At 47.7% G+C, this 19,251-nt stretch carries 7 protein-coding genes; 5 read left to right on the top strand and 2 right to left on the bottom strand.

Going from position 1 to position 19,251, the window contains the following annotated elements; translation table 11 throughout:
• On the bottom strand, positions 1-636 hold the full coding sequence (locus F3I09_RS10585) for a response regulator transcription factor (RefSeq protein WP_149695020.1): 636 nt from the start codon (positions 634-636) through the stop codon (positions 1-3).
• Positions 611-2,671 (bottom strand): ATP-binding protein, encoded by a 2,061-nt coding sequence (locus F3I09_RS10580; protein WP_149695019.1) that lies wholly within the window; start codon positions 2,669-2,671, stop codon positions 611-613. The genes F3I09_RS10585 and F3I09_RS10580 overlap by 26 nt, the downstream gene beginning before the upstream one ends.
• Before the next feature lie 441 nt (positions 2,672-3,112).
• Here F3I09_RS10580 and F3I09_RS10575 point away from each other — a divergent pair, with 441 nt between their 5' ends.
• The 5 genes from F3I09_RS10575 to F3I09_RS10555 all read left to right on the top strand — a co-directional run bounded on the left by F3I09_RS10575 (position 3,113) and on the right by F3I09_RS10555 (position 19,249).
• A complete protein-coding gene (locus F3I09_RS10575; RefSeq protein ID WP_149695018.1) occupies positions 3,113-6,523 on the top strand; it encodes a SusC/RagA family TonB-linked outer membrane protein in 3,411 nt (1,136 codons plus the stop codon).
• Positions 6,524-6,534: 11 nt separating this feature from the next.
• Positions 6,535-7,986: a RagB/SusD family nutrient uptake outer membrane protein gene (locus F3I09_RS10570; RefSeq protein WP_149695017.1), complete on the top strand. Its 1,452-nt coding sequence runs from the start codon at positions 6,535-6,537 to the stop codon at positions 7,984-7,986.
• A 30-nt stretch (positions 7,987-8,016) separates the two neighbouring features.
• Positions 8,017-8,928 carry a putative zinc-binding metallopeptidase gene (locus tag F3I09_RS10565; protein ID WP_149695016.1) on the top strand — a complete coding sequence of 304 codons (912 nt, stop codon included), beginning with the start codon at positions 8,017-8,019 and terminating at the stop codon, positions 8,926-8,928.
• 88 nt (positions 8,929-9,016) lie between these two features.
• Positions 9,017-10,318: a DUF4302 domain-containing protein gene (locus F3I09_RS10560; protein ID WP_149695015.1), complete on the top strand. Its 1,302-nt coding sequence runs from the start codon at positions 9,017-9,019 to the stop codon at positions 10,316-10,318.
• Positions 10,319-10,342: 24 nt separating this feature from the next.
• Positions 10,343-19,249, top strand: a complete 8,907-nt coding sequence (locus F3I09_RS10555; RefSeq protein ID WP_149695014.1) for a right-handed parallel beta-helix repeat-containing protein — start codon at positions 10,343-10,345, stop codon at positions 19,247-19,249.
• Positions 19,250-19,251: the final 2 nt, after the last annotated feature.

Raw genomic sequence — 19,251 nt, 5'->3', positions numbered from 1 at the left:
CTATACCAGCCCCGTCTGTAATGCTACCTTCACCAGCCCTGCGGTGTTCTTCACTTCCAGTTTATGCAGTAGGCTGATACGGTGATTTTCTACGGTGTGCAGGCTGAGAAAGAGTTTGTCGGCAATTTCCTGGTTGGTATGTTCGTCAATGATCAGCTGCAGTACTTCTTTTTCCCTGCGGGTTAAGGTAGTTGTTTTCTTCTCTGATTTCTTATTGCGGAACATATCCTCTATGAGCAGCTGGTTGAGGGCAGGAGAGAGGAATTGACCGCCTTTATACACGGTTTCTATTGCCTGGAGAATAGTGGTCTCGTCAGAGTCTTTCAACAGGTATCCCATACAACCCAGTTTCAGCATTTTCTTTACCTGGAAGATGACATCTGAGCTGCTGAGTACGAGAATGCGTACCTGTGGATAGTTCTTCAGGATGCTGGCCGCCAGTTCGGGGCCGCTCATGTCGGGTAAGTGCATATCCAGCAGCAGTACGTCGGGTTGACTTTCTTTGATGCCCTTGAGGAGAGCGGTTCCATTGGCATAGATATCGGTGACTTCTACATTGACGGCATCACGTAAGATGTTACAGATGCCTTTAGTTACAATAGGATGATCGTCAGCGATCGCTAGTTTTATAGGCATATCTGGCAGTATTTTGTTTGAGCGTAATTTCTATGTGTACACTGGTTCCCTGCCCAGGTACACTGTCTATATGCAATTCCCCGTTCAACGAATTTACGCGTTCCCGGATAGTTTTCAATCCTATGCCATCTGATTGTGAGTTAGCCGGCATACCGTTACCATCATCTTCCACGGTGACAGCCAATTGCGTTTCATAATAAGCGATCTGGACGATGGCATGCCGGGCATTGGCGTGTTTGAGGATATTATGCACCAGTTCCTGGATGATGCGGTATATGGTAAGTTCGGCATCAGTGGAGAGGCCGGAGGCGGTGCCGATAGCCTGGAAGGTGATTTCCAGGGTATGACCTTTGCGTACGCGCTCACAGAAGAGTGCAGTGGCTTTAGCCAGGCCTTCCTGCAGGAGTATTTCCGGCATGAGGTTGTGGGCTGTTTTACGCAGTTCCACAGAAGCCTCTTCGAGGAGATGGAGCACTTCCCGGAAATCTTCTGTAACATCGGCGGTGGTATGCCGGCGGAAGATGGAGCTGAGGCGGGTACGGATGGCCCCCAGTGTGCCGCCCATACCGTCGTGAAGATCGCGGGCAATACGGCTGCGCTCTTTCTCTTCTCCGGTTATCATGGCCTGGAGATTACTGATCTGTAATTCCTGCCGGAGGTTGCGGATCTTTTCGGCCTGCAGTTTCTGTTTGTTGAGATTATTACGATAGATGAGGATACTGACCATCAGTATCAGCAGTAAGCCGGAAGACACGCCTATGATGAGGAAGTTCTTGGTTTTGATCCGGCTTTCATTGCGGGTAATAGCCAGTTGCTTTTCCGCCAGTTCCTTGTTCTTGTCGGCGATGCGGTATCTCATTTCCAGGTTGTACACCAGTTCCAGCTTCTCTACTTTCATCATGCTATCCCTGATGGCGCTGTATGTTTTTCTGTATGCTGCGGCTTTTTTATACTGTTCCAGGGCCTCATAGGCATCTGCCAGTACCTGGTTGCCACGAGCTGTCAGGAGGTGCACCATATTGCGTTTATGCGCACTCTCCAGGGCGGGTAAAGTAATGGCGATAGCCTTGTTGTATTGTTGCTGCATCAGGTAGGCCTGTCCCAGGCAGATGTCAGCAAAGATCTGGTGACGATTGGTGACCGGGTCGAGCTGAGGAAAGAGGGCTTTCGCCTTTTCCAGGTGGTGGATGGCAGGAACGGGATTTTTATCGTCCAGGTAGGTAAGTGCGGTATTGATAAGCAGGCCGGCTTCCATACTGGGAGAGATCTTCGTAGCCTTTCCCATCTGGATGGAAGAGCTGCAGTAATAGCGGGCGGAATCATTCTGAACGATGTTATTAAAATAGCCTGCCTTATAAAAGTATAACATCATCAGGGCGGCCGTATCTTTTTTGATTTTAGCACTGTCTATCAGGCTGTTGATATGCCCCATTACCTGCTGGATGTGCATATCGTTGGAGATATTCTCGTTGATGTTGAGCCAGAAATCTAACAGGCTGCAGTATACGCGGGTCTGCATTCTTCTGTCGTTTACCTGGTTGGCTTCCAGTACGTCCAGCGCTGCGTAGCGGTAGAAGGCAGAAGAATCGTATTTGCCTCTATAGTAGAACGTCTGGGACATGAGGATGTAGAGATCGACCCTGATGGCAATGCCCTGCTCGTTGTTTTCGCAATAGTGCAATGCCCTGCGCTCGCAGGAGAGGGCTTTATCTTTTTCATTGTTATTGTTGTAACAGAGGGCCAGTCCGGACAATGCACGGGCTACCCCATTGTTGTAACGAAGCATACGGGCGTCTTCCATGCCCGTATAATATAGGCGCATGGCAGTACCGGCAGCGGTATCTCTCTTGGTGCCCGCCAGTTTCAGGAGGCTGTCCACATTCTTTTTACTGGTATGTGAACGTGTGACAGTTTGAGGTAAACGATCTTCTACCGTCTGTGCGGTAAGGGATAAGCAGTTACCTGAAAGGAGCACCAGTAAGAAAAGCAGGGCCCGACGGATAGTTCCGTGGCTGTTGTTACTAAGGTTTCCCATAATTAGAAGTCATTTCTTTCCTCTTTGTGGCATCACTGGCAAAGCATGCCTGTAAAATTGACAGTTATTACAGGGATGTGATTAGATTCTGGTTGCTACAAAGGTCGTTTCCTATAAAAACAGACGTTACGAATATAATTCCTGGTTGATTCCGACGGGTAAGATAATAATTAAATAGTGGTTTACCGCTATTTTCTACAAAGGCGGTTTACCCCCGTGGAAGAACGTTCGCAACTGAATAATTTTAGGTTTTGGAAAAAGGAACATCGTTGGAAACATGTTGAAGGGGGAATTGATGGAGAGAATTAATTCGTTACAGCCTGAATCTATTGCCTGATCTGTTGAGTAACCAGATAGAACGTCAATCTATTGTAGTACAAGGAACAACCAGAAAGTAGGAATTTTTACAACCAGGATCTATTCAGTAAATCAGCTATACATATGACATTACCTATACACGGTAATCAATTGACGGCGCCCTTAAAAAGACGCCGGCAGGGAATTATTACGGTAACAATATTGTTATTACTATCCGCCAGTGCGCATGCCGCTGGTGATACCCATACGGCAGACCGCCGTGCAGTGCGGGATTCTATTCCTATGAGCCTGGCCAAGGGACGTGTGAGCGGCGCCGAAGAAAAAGTAGCCTTACCTAATGTATCAGTAGTCAACCTGTCTACACGCAAGGGAACAGTAACAACCCTGGATGGCGATTTTGCGCTGGCTGCCCGTTCCGGCGACAGCCTTCGTTTTTCCTATATCGGTAAACAATCGAAAGTAATATTGTTCAGCGGACAATCATTACTGAATGTAGTATTGAGCGGTACAGAAGGTTCACTATCTGAAGTAGTGGTAACCGGTTACCAGAATGTGGACAAGAAGAAATTTGCCGGTTCGGCCGTATCCCTGAAAGCGGAAGATGTGAGACTGAGTGGTGTGGCAGACGTGAGCCGTATGCTGGAAGGCCGTGTGGCCGGCGTATCTATCCAGAACGTGTCGGGTACATTTGGTACTGCACCTAAGATCCGCATCCGCGGTGCTTCTTCCATTAATGGTGATAACAAACCATTGTGGGTGGTAGATGGTGTGGTATTGGAAGATGTGGCCAATATTTCCAACGATCAGCTCTCCAGTGGAGACCCGACCACATTGTTAGGATCTGCAGTGGCGGGACTGAACTCCAACGATATTGAGAGCTTCGATATCCTGAAGGATGCAGCTGCAACGGCCCTGTATGGCGCCCGCGCTATGAATGGCGTAGTCGTGATCACGACCAAAAAAGGACGTGCTGGTAAGACGGCTATTGCCTACAGCGGCAACTTCAGTACTCAGCTGAAACCTACCTATGGAAGCTTTAATATCATGAACTCCGCCAGACAGATGTCTGTTCTGGCGGAGCTTGAGCGTAAGGGTATCCTTACCTCCGACATTCTTTCCCGTGGCGATGTGGGCGTGTATGGTAAAATGTATGAGCTGCTGCAGGCAGATGAGAATGGGAACTATGGACTGGAGAATACGCCTGAAGCACGCAAGGCCTTCCTCCTGAAATATGGAAAGGCCAATACTGACTGGTTTGACCTCCTGTTCCGGAATAACTTTGTACAGGAACATTCCCTGAGCGTATCGTCCGGTACTGACCGTTCACAGTCTTATTTCTCCACCAGTTATTATGGCGATAATGGCTGGACACTGGCAGATAAAGTACACCGTTATACACTGAACTTCCGTAACAACTATAAATTTTCCGATAGGTTGTCTGCCGGTTTCTCCACCCTGGGTTCCGTGCGTCAGCAGCGTGCTCCGGGTTCTCTGACCCGCAACAGCAATCCTGTGGAAGGACAGTACGACCGTGACTTCGATATCAATCCTTTCAGTTATGCATTGAATACCAGCCGTACACTGAGGGCTTATGATGATAACGGTGAGCTGGAGTATTTCAGGAGGAATTATACTGATTTCAACATCATCGATGAGCTGCGTAACAACTACCTTACCCTGAATGTAATGGACCTCCGTTTGCAGGGCGATATCGGCTGGAAGATCACTGACAAGCTGAAATGGGAATTTGTAGGTGCATTGCGTTATGTGAAATCATCCCGTGAACACCAGATCACGGAAGACGCGAATATGGCGAATGCTTATAGGGCGGCAGACAATGCCACTATCGCGCAGAATAATAAATTCCTGTACAGAGACCCTGAAGATCCCGATGCACAGCCAGTGATCGTACTGCCCGCTGGTGGTTTCTACAATCGTACGGAAGATCAGTTGCTGAACTATGACTTCCGCAATACCCTGAGCTATAGAACTACTTTTGGCGGTAATCACAATGTGAATATACTGGCAGGTCAGCAGGTGAAATATGCTGACAGGCAGAATGCTTCCAACACGGGTTATGGTTATCAGTATAACAATGGTGGTGTACCTTATATCGACTACCGCATTGTGAAACAAACCATAGAGAGCAACTTCCCTTACTATGGTATGGCCCGTGATTACGACCGTTTTGCGGCGTTCTATGCTACCGCAGATTATTCCTACGGAGATAAATACAGCATCAGCGGTAATGCCCGCTATGATGGTTCCAACCGCTTAGGCGCTTCTTCCAGTGCACGCTGGCTGCCTACCTGGAGCTTTGCAGGTCGCTGGAACCTCGACAGGGAGAGCTTTATGCAGCAGATGAAAAATGTAGATTATCTGTCGTTGCGTGCTAGTTATGGTCTGACGGCAAGTATGGGACCTGCTACCAACTCCAACATCGTATACCAGACCGTAAACAGCCGCCGTGCACATCTGAATGAAGTAGAGTCTGTGATACAGCTGGCGCATCTGAAAAATACAGAACTGACCTGGGAAAAACTATATACTTCTAACCTTGGCCTGGAAGCTGGTTTCTTTGACAGACGTTTAAACATTACCCTCGATCTGTATAGCCGCAAGAGCTTTGACCTCATCAGCATTATCAAAACTGCCGGCATTGGCGGGGAACTGTATAAGGCTGCCAACTATGCAGACATGGATTCCAGAGGCATAGAGTTGATGTTGGGTGGTGAAGTGATACGCAGGAAACTGTGGGGCTGGAGAACCAATCTGACGTTTGGCTACAATACCAATAAGATCACCAATGCAAAAAATTCTCCGCTGATCTTTGACCTGGTAGCACCAGAAGGCGGTAATAAGGAAGGATATCCTGTACGCAGCCTCTTCTCTCTCGATTACAAAGGACTGGACCCACATACTGGTCTGCCTGCTTTTGTAACACCTGACGGACATGTGAGCTCTAACATAGATCTGCAGGACGATGCTACAGGCAACCTGGTATACCAGGGCCCTGTTGATCCTCCGGTGACGGGTGGTTTCAACAACACCTTCCGCTATAAGGCTTTATCACTGAATATATTCATGACCTATCAGTGGGGTAACAAGATCCGTTTGTATCCTGCCTTCAAGACTTCCTACTCTGATCTGGATGCTATGCCGAATGAGTTTTATGATCGTTGGGTAATGCCGAAAGATGAAACGAAGACAAATGTACCATCTATCCTGGATGCTTATGAGCAAACCTTACTGGGAGGCGCTTATCCTTACAGTAACTACAACTTTTCTACTGAAAGGGTGGCCAAAGGAGACTTTGTGCGCCTGAAGACGGTATCTCTTACTTATCAATTGCCTGGCAGCCTTATTAAGAGAACTGGCTTTAACAGCCTGGTGGTAACCGGTGCTGCGAACAACATGTGGCTGATCTATTCAGACAAGAAACTGAAAGGCCAGGACCCTGAGTTCTTCAACGCAGGTGGTGTTGCACAACCGATCCAGAAGCAGTTTACATTATCCGTTAAAGTGGGCATTTAAAAACAGACAGTATGCAAAGAAAAGCGCTATATATTCTTTTAGCTATTCTCCCGGTGTTTGCGGGTTGTAAAAAATACCTTGACCAGGCACCCGATAGTACCTGGACCCTGCTGGATACACCGGAAAAGGTGAGCCAGTTACTGGGCACAGCTTATCCGCAGGCCAATTATATGACCTTTTGTGAGGCGATGTCAGACAATGTGATGGATAAAGGCACAGGCGTGGATGTACGCACAAACAGGGACCCTTTTTATTTCAACGACGTACAGTACACCGAACAGGATTCTCCTGAATACTACTGGCAGGCGGCTTATAAGGCTATCGCTGCTGCAAATAATGCGCTGCTCGCCTGTGAAAATGCAAAAGATACTGCGGCTTATAGTCGTCAGAAAGGAGAGGCGCTGGTAGCACGTGCGTATTCCCACTTCATGCTGGTGAACCTATTCTCCAAAACTTTCGATGCTGCTACAGCTAATACTGATATGGGGATCCCATATGTAACAGCGCCGGAAGAAGTAGTGTTCAAGCAGTATGACAGGAAAACGGTAGCATATGTATATGAGCAGATAGAGAAAGATCTGCTGGCAGGTTTGCCACTGATCCGCGATGATAAGTACAAAGTACCTTCTTACCATTTTACACAGAAGGCAGCTTATGCATTTGCAGCAAGGTTCTACCTCTATAAGGGTGATTACAACAAAGTGGTGATGTATGCGGATATGGCATTCCCTACCAGCCAGACAGGCGCTTACCTGCGTCCATGGAATACCTCTTATGTGTTCATGTCGCCGCTGGAGCTGTTCAATGTCTATACCAACTCCAGCGAGAAAGCTAACCTGCTGCTGGTGGAAACGATTTCCAGTTATGGCCGTAATGTGGGGCAATACCGTTTTGGTATGAACTATCCCATGTACTATGAGATCCTGGGCAGCCGGAATGTAACCGGTGGCGGCTGGTGTTTTCCGGTTTATACCTATGGTGTCAACGATTATTTCGTGCCTAAAGTGAGTGAATACTTTGTGAAGCAGTCTGTGAATGCCAACATTGGTTACATCTATACTATGGTGCCTTTATTTACCGCAGAAGAAGTACTGTTCAACCGGGCGGAGGCCAATGCAAACCTGGGTAATACCGCTGCTGTACTGGCTGACCTGAACCTGTATGCCAGTACACGTATCACCAATTACGATCCTTCCAGTCATAATATCACCCTGGCTAAATCCAAGACCTTCTATGGACTTAGCGATAACCGGGAGGCTTTGCTGAGTGTATTATTCGATTTCAAAAGAGCAGAATTCGTGCAGGAAGGACTGCGCTGGTTTGACCTGATGCGCTACAAAGTACCTGTTACGCACATTACCCGTGAAGGGGAGACGCTGACACTGGGCGCTGACGACCCGCGCAGGGTATTCCAGTTGCCGGTTACAGCAAAGACTTCCGGTCTTCCTATGAACCCCCGTTAACAATATTCTCAAGATCTATCAGCTAATAGCATGAAAACGATAAAAACAGTAATAGTCCTTCTCAGTGTGGTATTGTTCACAGCCTGTTCAAACGATGATGATCTCAGCGGTCTGCAGGATATTCCCGGTCTGGGAGGCGATACCTGGCAAAAGACGGCGCTGGATAAATGGTTGTACGATACCCTGGTGGTGCCTTATAACATCGAAGCAAAATACAAGTGGGACCAGTTTGAGTTTGACCTGGACAAGACACTGGTGCCGCCACAGGAATCTATGGTGAAGCCTGCCCTGCAGTCTATCAAGAAAGTATGGATCGATACCTATGTAGCAGAAGCGGGTGAACTGTTCTTCAAACGTTACAGCCCGAAATTCCTGATACTGTGCGGCAGCGCCAGCTGGAATGTGGATAACGGTACTATTACCCTGGGTACGGCAGAAGGCGGCCGTAAAGTGGTGATCTATTCTATCAACTCTTTCCGCATTAAGGGCATGCCGAATTACAAGCCTTCCGACTCAACGGTGTTAAAGCAGATCTTTCACGTCATAGAGCACGAATTCGGCCATATTCTCCATCAGACAATACTTTACCCTCCTGCGTTCAAAAACATCTCTGCCGGGCATTATACGGCCAACTGGAACAACATCAGTGATGAAGAGGCGCATGCCAACGGTTATATCTCCGCTTATGCCATGTCTGGTTTTGATGATGATTTTGTGGAAATGATCTCCCTGATGATGATAGATGGCCGTGATGGTTTCAACAGGCTTGTTGAAAGCATTCCTGCAGGTTCATCTGCCAGTGGGGTGACACAGGCACAGGCGAAAGCTGCGCTGCGCGAAAAGGAGACAATGGTAGTGGCTTATTTCAAGACAGCCTGGAATATTGATTTCTATAGCCTGCAGGCCAGGAAACGGAAGGCGGTGGAGTCCCTGATCTACTAGCCGGATACTGCAAATGACAACCGGTGAGAGATGGAATAGGGATGTTGAATGAACATTTAATTGAAAATAAAAAAGGCTCTAAGATATTATGTATAAACGCTTACTTCTGATATGTTTTACCCTTTCTGTACTGGCGGCCTGCCGGAAGTCGGACGAAAGTGTGTTCAGCGCAGGGCCTGATACCCGCCTGAACGATACCCTGAAGAAATACGGGGATATACTGGTGGCAGCTCCGCATGGCTGGAAAGGGCTTGTTTATCCCCAGGGATTGGAGAACGGGGTGTTTTCCTTCTTTTTCCAGTTCAATGATTCCAACCGCGTTAAGATGTATGCTGACTTCGACTCTGCATCGTCTGTTACGCGGATGGAGAGCAGCTACCGTTTAAAGGCATTACAGCAGCCCTGCCTCTTATTTGATACTTATTCCTACATCCACCTGCTGAGCGATCCTGATGCGGCTGTAAATGGCGGAGTGTATGGAGAAGGATTGTATTCCGATTTTGAGTTTTCCATTGAAGGCATGAATGGCGATACCATCCTGTTGAAAGGAAGATATCACAATAGTAAAGCGGTGTTGATTAAAGCTACAGAAGCGGAAGAAGCTGCATATGCGGCAGAAAAGACCAATCGCCTGATAGACAAGATAGATACTTACCTCACCTATTTTAAACGCTTTGCTACAGGTGGCAGCAATTATGATGTGGCTTTCAATATCCTGAGCAGGAGCGCCACTTTCAGCTGGATAGATGAAAACGGCCAGAGCCATGTGGTGACTACCGGATTCTATTATACCCCTTCCGGTGTAGGATTTTCTCCTGCGGTAAATATCGGGGCGGTAACGCTGACCTCTTTCGATAACATAACCTGGAGCGCAGCTACTACTACGCTAAATTTTACTGTGAATGGCAATGCCGGTACTATCAAAGAAACAGCGAAGCCGCAGGTGATAGACCGGGATGCGCCTAAAACATGGTGGCAGCAGCAGGTTGATGCCGGCAGTTACTGGGTAACACTGGAAGGGTTCCATGTGGATGGCGTGGATGATGCATATGGTATCACGAAGCTGCCTAACTATTCTTTTACGGTCTTTTATCCTCAGTTTGGAACAAGCGACAATATCCAATATGACCTATTAGGTTTTGTAACCCGTGTTGATGGCGAACAATCCATAGAATATGGCCCTGCCTTCAGAGCCCCTACCTATAAAGCAGACGGACGTATCGTATTCCCTTACCTGGGTATACTGGGAGACCTTCCGGAGGGACAGACCGCGGTCACCAATACGATCACCAGGATCACTGACTCCAATGGGTATTACCTGGTGAAAACAAGCGACGGTTACGACATGGTAAGCGCAAAAGACGGCAAATCCTGGATATCCTGGTTTTAACAATCCAAAAAGAAAGTTATTCACATGAAACGGCATTTTACTTATTCTTTTTACAGGGGCTTATTGCTCATGGCAATTTTGCTGACAGGCACATTGTCCATGCAGGCCCAGACCACCGATATCAAGATCGGGTCAAGTACGGTGGGGAACGAGATCAGCTGGTATCCCTGTCCTTTGCAGGACTATAGGCAGGGGGCGCGGGCACAGTACCTCTACCTGGCTTCTGAACTGCGTGCAGCAGGTATGGAGCCGGGCGATATCAGCGCACTGGCTTTCAATGTACTGAACCTGCGAGGTGTTGGTAAGGTGGAAGGCTATGTAATAAAGATAGGTTTCACAGCTGTGAATAACCTGGATCAGAATAGCTGGGAGACGGTAAATACACAGGTATACGGCCCCGTGCATTATCAGCCGGTGGCAGGATATAATAAGTTCTCCTTTTCGTCGGCAGTGAGCTGGAATGGCGTGGACAATATCATTGTGGAGGTGTGTAACGGTGATCCTGGTGGTGGTACCAGCGATGAGAACCCCGAGGTTGCCTATACAGAACTGCTGCCGTTTAAAGCCTCTCATACTTATCGCGCTAACACCGGTAATGAGTGTGGCAGTACAACAACTACCAACACCGGCGATATGAGCAACCGCCCGGATATTATGTTTTCCTGGACGCCGGCTCCGGCATGTACAGGTACACCTGTTGCCGGTACGCCTGTTGCAAATACAGCAGATATCTGTGCAACAGGAAAAGTAGCGCTGTCACTGACAGGAACAACGATCGCTTCCGGTTTAACTTTCCAATGGCAATCATCTCCCAATAATGCTACCTGGACAAATATCCCGGGAGCCAGCCTGCCAACTTACGCTGCCTCACAGACAGCCACTACCTGGTATCGTTGTGTGGTGACCTGTGCCGGCGGAGCTTCTTCTACATCCACTGGTGTACAGGCAGTAACGCCTGCACCGGTGAGTGGTACTTTCTTCATTAACAATGCTGTAGCTACCGGTGGTAATAGCTTCCATACTTTTAAAGAGGCGATTGATTTTATCAAATGTGGTATCAGCGGAGCAGTCACCTTTAACGTAGTTGCTAATGCCGCTGCATATGATGAACAGGTAATGATCCCGGTCATAGCAGGCGCTTCTGCTACCAATACCATTACATTTAATGGTAACGGCGCACAGTTGCACTACCTGTCTACCGACGTAACAAAACAATATGTACTCGAACTGAATGGCGCTGATTTCGTGACTGTGGATCACCTGCAGATAAAAGCGGATGGTACCGGCTGGGATCAGTATGGTATTGCTGTACACCTGACGAATGATGCGGATAATAATACCATCAGCAACTGTACTATTATTACAGATACACAGGCGTCTGACTTTAACTATGCGGGTATTGCGCTTACCGGTGGTGCAACGATCAATGATGATGATGCCCGTTCTGACAACAACACTTTTATTGGCAACACGATTACCGGTGGTATCAATGGTTTCGTGATGCTGGGCAGCAGCACACAGGCTGTTATGAATAACAAAGTCATCAACAATAAGATCTACGATTTTCACAGTATAGGTATCAGACTACAGGGTACATTCAGTGCGGTGATAGATGGTAATGAGATCAGTTGCCCTACACGTACTTCTTCATGGTCGTTCATCGGTATTGAATTAAACGGCCTGAACACGAAAGCTACTATCAATGGTAACCGTATCAGTAATCCTTATGGCGCATCGCCTGGTAAGGAGAGTCCTGCAACGGGTATCAATGTAAATATGGTAGTGGCGCTGACTGGACTGGAAAACAAGATCACCAACAACCTTATATATAACCTGAACAGTGGACAGCATGTAATAGGTATCAACTGTTATTATTCCAACAACATCTGGTTCTATCATAATACGATTGTCCTGGATGGAGCTATGGCACCCGGTGCTTATGATACAAAGGGCTTCACCACAGATAATGGCGCCGGTGGACTCGTTTTCAAAAATAACCTGATCTATATTTCCAGGACCGGTACTTCCAAAAAGTACGCGATATATTCTGATGGTGCTGGTGCTGGCCTGGAAGCAGACAGGAACAACTATTATATCACTGCTGCTGCTACGAATGCCTTTGTAGGGTATGAAGGGCAGGATGCGGCTACATTGGCGCAGTGGCAGGCACTGAGCAATCGCGACCAGGCGGCTGTATTTGCACCGCCATTGTTTGTAGATGCCGCTACGGGCAATTACAAACCACAGAACAATGTACTGGATAATAAAGGTAGCTATGAAAATGTGGACCTGGATATAACCGGCGCTACCCGCAGTACAACTACGCCTGACATCGGGGCATATGAATTTACACCGCCGGTTTGTACGGCTCCTCCCACTCCTGGTACGGCGACATTGTCCAAACCTGTAGTGTGTGTGAATACTGCTGTTATACTGGGCGCTACCGGCAATTCAGTAGGCGTAGGGCAAACCTATCAGTGGCAGACGGCTATTGCCCCGGCAGGTCCGTTTACTTCCATAGGCAATGTATTGGATGGCCCCGATACCGTGATCACAGCTACTACTTCACTGTGGTACCGCTTGGCAGTAACATGTAGTGGCAACACCGCCTATACTGCTCCTGTACAGCTGACAGTAAATCCGGCAATGGCCCCCAACACTTATACCATCAACAAAAATGCCGCGGCTTCTGCCACGAACTTTACCAGCTTCAGCGCTGCCGCGGATGCATTGTCCTGTGGTATAACCGGTCCTGTGGTATTCAACGTGGTGGCAGGATCTGGTCCTTATAATGAACAGCTCATCCTCGATACCATCAAAGGCGCTTCTGCTGTGAATACCGTTACCTTCAATGGAAATGGTAACACGATCGCTTACAGCGCCATTTCATCTATGGAAAGAGCGGTGATCAAACTGCGTCATGCTGACCATGTGATTATTGACAGTCTGACCATCGATGCGAATGGTACCGGTGATTACGGATATGGTGTTCAACTGTTGTATGACGCAGACAGTAACGTGATCCGCAGGTGTAACATTCTTGTGAGCACGACAGAGTACTCCGGAAGAGCTGCTGTAGTGATCAATGGTAATGATGAATCAGACAGGTACAGCGCTTCTTATTGCGATGCGAACCTGATAGAAAAGAATAACATTGAGGGAGGATATGCAGCAGTGACGCTGTATGGCGGATCTGATTATCCTGTGAGGAACAACCGCATCCTGAATAATAAGATCTCCGACTTTACACAGTGCGGCATCAGTTTGGGTAATACGGCTAATACTACAATTGCCGGCAACACCATCAGCCGTCCTACCCGTAATGCCAGCATGTCTGATTATTACGGTATCCTCTCTGAAGGTCATAGCGGCCTGCTGATAGAAGGTAACAGGCTGGTGAATCCTTATGGCGGCAATCCTTCCGCTTATGGCGGTTTCCGTGGTATGGATATCGAACAGACGCAGCAGGGTGCATGGAACAACATCAGAAACAACGTTATCCATGCTACTGGCGGAAGTGGCAATGAGGTGACAGGTATCTATTCTTCTTTCACCGACAAGACCAACTACTATCATAACACTATTGAAATAGAAAGTTCTCCTGAAGCAGGTGTTACTGGTTTTGCACTGTATGGTAATGCAGATAGCCTTGCCTTTACGAACAACATTGTGAGTCTTAGGAGCGAGAGTGGCAGGAATGACAGGATTGGTCTGAACCTCGCGAATGCCGGTCAGCAGATCCTGAGCATCAGCCATAACAATATCTACCTGAAAGCAACCACCGCTGCTTATGTAGCGAAAGTTGATCAGGCTGTATTCACCGACATTGCCGGATGGCAGGCTTCTCCTTTCGGGGTAGCTTCTATTGGGGTGGCGCCGGTGTATGCAGATGTAGCAAATGGGAACTTTACACCAATTATTTCTCCTTTTGATAATGCAGGTGCACCTGTAGGTGTAGCGAAAGATATCCTGGGTGTGAACAGGAGTATGACAACGCCTGACCTGGGAGCTTATGAGATCAACATCCCTGTATGTGTAGCACCACCAACACCGGGAACTGCCGTAGCCAATCCAACAAGTGGTATCTGCCTGGGAGATACAGTAAAACTGGACCTGTCCGGCAATACCAAAGGTGGTACACAAACTTACCGCTGGCAGCAGGCGAAATCTGCTACCGGCCCATGGACAAGCATTGGAGAGTGGCAGTACCTTTCTTCCTTTGCTACGCCAATTACATTTGAAAACTACTTCCGCTGCATACTGGTATGTGGTACAGATACTGTATACTCCGCACCGGTACAGGTAAATATGAACGCAGCCTTCCCTACGGGTGAATACACTATTAATCCTGCTTTACCAGCTGGCGTGACCAACTTCCAGTCTTTCAACAAGGCAGTGGAAGCCCTGGAATGCGGTATTACAGGTCCTGTTGTGTTCAAGGTAGCGGCAGGTACTTACAATGAGCAGATAAGAATGCACACAGTAGCAGGCGCAGGTCCTGACAGCAGGATCACCTTCCGCAGTGATAATGGTGATGCTGCCGGTGTGATACTTACGAATATTTCGACTTCCAGTGATAACTATGTATTGTCTCTCGACAGCGCCATGTATGTGACCTTCAGGAGCATTACTATGAAAGCTGGTGATAACAACTATGGTAAAGTGGTGTTACTGTCTGGTACTGCTTCTTACGACAGTATCCTGAACTGTAAGATCATTGCACCTGATGTGATCAACAGCAGCACAGATGTAGCCGCTATCATCGGTGAAAGCTTCCTCGGTAAACATATTGTGATCAAAGGAAATACCATCGAGAACGGTTCCGCCGGGGTTTATCTCTTTGGTGTGAACGACCAGAACCTGTCGCAGGACCATGTGATAGATAGCAATATCATCAGCAATAGCTTCAAATGGGGTGTTTATTCACAATACACCAGCCGTGTGAATATTACCAGGAATACCATTAACCTGGATGGTGATATGAGCAGCAGCGGTTATGGTATCTGTCAGTTTGAATCAGATACTGCATGGCATATCAATTACAATACTGTTAACATCCTGAATACTGTGGCAGGCGATAAGATATATGGTATACAGGCAAGATGGAGCAATACATTAGCTGCAGGACAACTTCAGATAGAAGGCAACAAGATCATCGGGTTGACCAATAACAAAGCCAGCCTGTATGGTTTGTACACAGAGCATAACAATTACACCAGCATCCTGAACAACGTGGTAAGTGTGCAGACAACGGCGAAACTGGCTTATGGCCTGTGGGTATCGTCAGACGAAAATGCCGCTTATTACAATAACACTATCTACAATGGTTCTGCTGACCTGTCAGCTAAAACCAGCAGCGCGGCTAAACTCAATGAAGATGGCGCGAGTAATGTGGTGGTAAGGAATAACATCTTCTATCATGGCGCAGCAGGCATCGCGCTTGAGATCAACAATGAAAAAGAAGAGAATACCGACTACAACGTATTGTACAGCACAGGCGCCGTACTGGCATCTACATCTCTCTACAAAGAGGCCACGCTACCTGCATGGAGTGCGCGTACAGGATTGGATCTGCACTCTATCTACTACAAACCGGAACTGACCCTGACTGATGGTACTCCTGTAGTAAGCAGCCCCGGTGTATGGGCAATACATGGTCGTGGTGTACAGATACCAGGCAATGATCATGACATCAATGGCAAAGCAAGACCCGTTACTTTACAGGCAGGTGTACCTGACCTGGGAGCTTATGAGTTCGAACCTACATCCGTTCCTGCCTTGCTGACCGCTGTTCCTGCTGCTCCAGCTGCGGGTACTATACAGCACTTTATGATGGGGTCTGACAGTGTGATGAGCATTACCTGGGCAGCCGGCGCTCCTGTTCCTGCTTCCGTGAATATAAGAAGGTATACGGGCGTACTGCCTCCGAATGTACCTGCATCTGCTGAACAGATGTACTTCTACAATGATGTGGAAACAACAGGTACAGGCGCGTATGATTTCTCTGTGAAAACCTTCTACATGGATCCATGGCAGGGTTTTGTGAAAGCACAGTACCAGTTAGGATTAGGAAGAACAGATGCGAATGACAAATGGCTGGTAGGAGATAGCAGTAAAGTAAATGAGTTCGATAATTATATCACTGAGCCTAAACTCAGCTTCCTGGATAAATTCACTGGTCTGGTGGATAGCGCGAGGGCAGTAGTGCCGGTAGTGATCCCGCCAGCAGATAGTTCCAACAGAGGCACCCGCTTCTGGGTAGGTTATGGTCATCATGACTTCTTCAGCGGTAGCAACGACCAGGATATGGTGCTGTACCTGAGTGCAGAAGAAGCTGCGGATGTTACTGTAAAAGTGAACGGTACCAGTTGGATCAAACGTTATCATGTAGCTGCGAATACGACATTGGCAACCGACCTGATACCGAAGAACGGGCTGGAAGATGCACGTTTAATGACTGAAGGTATTTCTGACAGAGGTATCAGTATTGAGAGCGACAAACCAATTGTGGCATATGCACATATTTATGGTCACCAGTCCTCAGGTGCTACGATGCTCCTGCCAGTAGGTACCTACGGATATGAATACTACTCCCTGGGTTATAGCCAGGTATATGGCAGTGGCGACTATTCGTGGGCTTATGTAGTGGCAGATCAGCCAAATACCGTTGTGGAGATCACACCATCTGTGCCGACGGTAACAGGTCATCCGGCTAACGTACCATTTACCGTAACACTGAACAAAGGAGAGGTGTACCAGGTGCTTGGTGCAAGGATCAACGAAGCGAAAGGATATGACGTGACGGGTACAAGATTCAGAGCTGTACAGAACGCACAGGGCAAATGTTACCCGATAGCGGTATTCTCCGGTAACAGCCGTACGAGTGTAAGCTGTGATCCGAGCGGTAGCGGTGGTAACGGGGATAACTTCATCCAGCAGTGTTTCCCTTCACAGGCATGGGGTAAACGTTACCTGACGGCGCCGACATCTACTGACGAAGATCCGAAGGTACTGATGGGGAATGTGTACAGGATTATGGTAAAAGATCCGGCTACGAAAGTGAAGATTGACGGATCATTACTGGCAGGATTGAACAATGGCCGTTTCTACCAGTTTGTAACGGATGCACCTGCCTATATTGAAGCTGATCAACCTATCATGGTGGCACAGTACATGGCTTCCTGGGACAGATGTACCAATACCGGTGGCTATGGAGATCCTGAAATGATCTATCTCAGTCCGCTTGAACAAGGTATTAAGAAACTGGGCTTCTACCGTAACACTGAAGAAGGTATTGTAACGAACTACCTGACACTGATCATTCCTACAGGTGGTCTGTCCAGCCTGAAGATCGACAACAGTACATTATTTGATTATACTTATGATCACCCCTCACTGCCTGGTTATTCTGTCGTAGTAAAACGCTGGGATGCTACAAAAGACCAGAGTTATGCAGTGAGTGATTCTGCCTTTACCGCTATCACTTATGGTTTGGGTGAAGATGAGAGTTATGGTTATAACGCAGGTACACTGGTAAGGAACCTGAACACGAGAACATCTATCTCCAATGTAAATGGCGGTACGAATGCGGTGAGTGAATATACCTGTGAGAACACGCCGTTCAGATTCACGTTCATCTCCACACAGCGTCCCGCTTCCTTACAGTGGAACATCAGCAAGGTGAGCAACATTACACCGGCTGCTGACGTGATACAGGACAATCCCGTACCGGTAGATTCTTTTATAGCTAACAACAAGAAATACTATCGCTTCGTCATAGACCAGGATTACTCCTTCTCCAAAGCAGGTACTTATTATGTACCGGTAGTGATGCAGGATCCATCTTTCGAAGGATGTGACAATAAAGTAGAAACCTTCCTGCCTGTAACTGTGATCGGTGCGCCGAAAGTAGACTATACTGCTGTATTCAACGGCTGTGTAAGCGACTCCGTACACTTCACTGGAAGTGCAGTAACTGCCAATGGCGCTGCTATCGGTAAATGGAAATGGGACTTTGGTAACAGTGCGATTGATAGTGTGAAAACACCTGTTCATCTCTTCACAGCCGGCGGTACTTATCCTGTGAAATTGACAGTGATCGGGGAAGACGGATGTATTGCAGATACTACAAAAGACCTGGTGGTAAAAGGCCCGGCAGTGGGTATACTGGTAACTGATTCCTTCACCGTATGCCTGGGCAACAATGTAACCTTCGAAGTACAGAGCCCTGCTACGGGAGTTGACTATAACTGGTATGATGCAGCTACCGGTGGTAAGCTGGTAGCAAGCGGCAGCACACTGAATCTGACCAATGTAACTGCTGATGCTCAATACTACCTGGAAACAGTAAAAGATGGTTGTACTTCTCCTGAACGCGTACAGGCAGAAATAGTGGTATTGCCAGCGCTGACTGCTCCTGTAGTGAAACTGGATTCAACGGGTGTCAACACCCTCCGTTTTACATGGGATGCTGTACCGAATGCAACAGGTTATGAAGTATCAACGGACGGTTTGAACTGGACGGCACCATCAACAGGTAGTCAGGGTCTTACCCATACTATCTCTGGTTTACAGCCGATGCAGGAAGTGAAACTGTATGTGAGGGCATTAGGTTGTGAGCCGGTGGCAGCAGCACCTGTAAGTGGTACGACACTACTGGATGGTATCTACATTCCGAATGCCTTTACGCCGAATGGCGACGCTGTGAATGATGTGCTGAAAGTGTATGGTAGCATCATCAAAGATATCCACCTGATGATCTTCAACCAGTGGGGTGAAAAACTGTTCGATTCCGACAGCCAGGACAGAGGATGGGATGGAACACACAAAGGCAAACAGCAACCATCAGGTGTATACATGTATGTGTGCAGGCTGGTATTGATAGACGGAACTACGGTAGATAAGAAAGGTATTGTCAACCTGATCAGATAACC

This window comes from Chitinophaga sp. CF418, from assembly GCF_900142925.1.
Classification (GTDB): Bacteria; Bacteroidota; Bacteroidia; order Chitinophagales; family Chitinophagaceae; genus Chitinophaga.
This window is presented reverse-complemented; position numbering and strand designations above follow the sequence as displayed.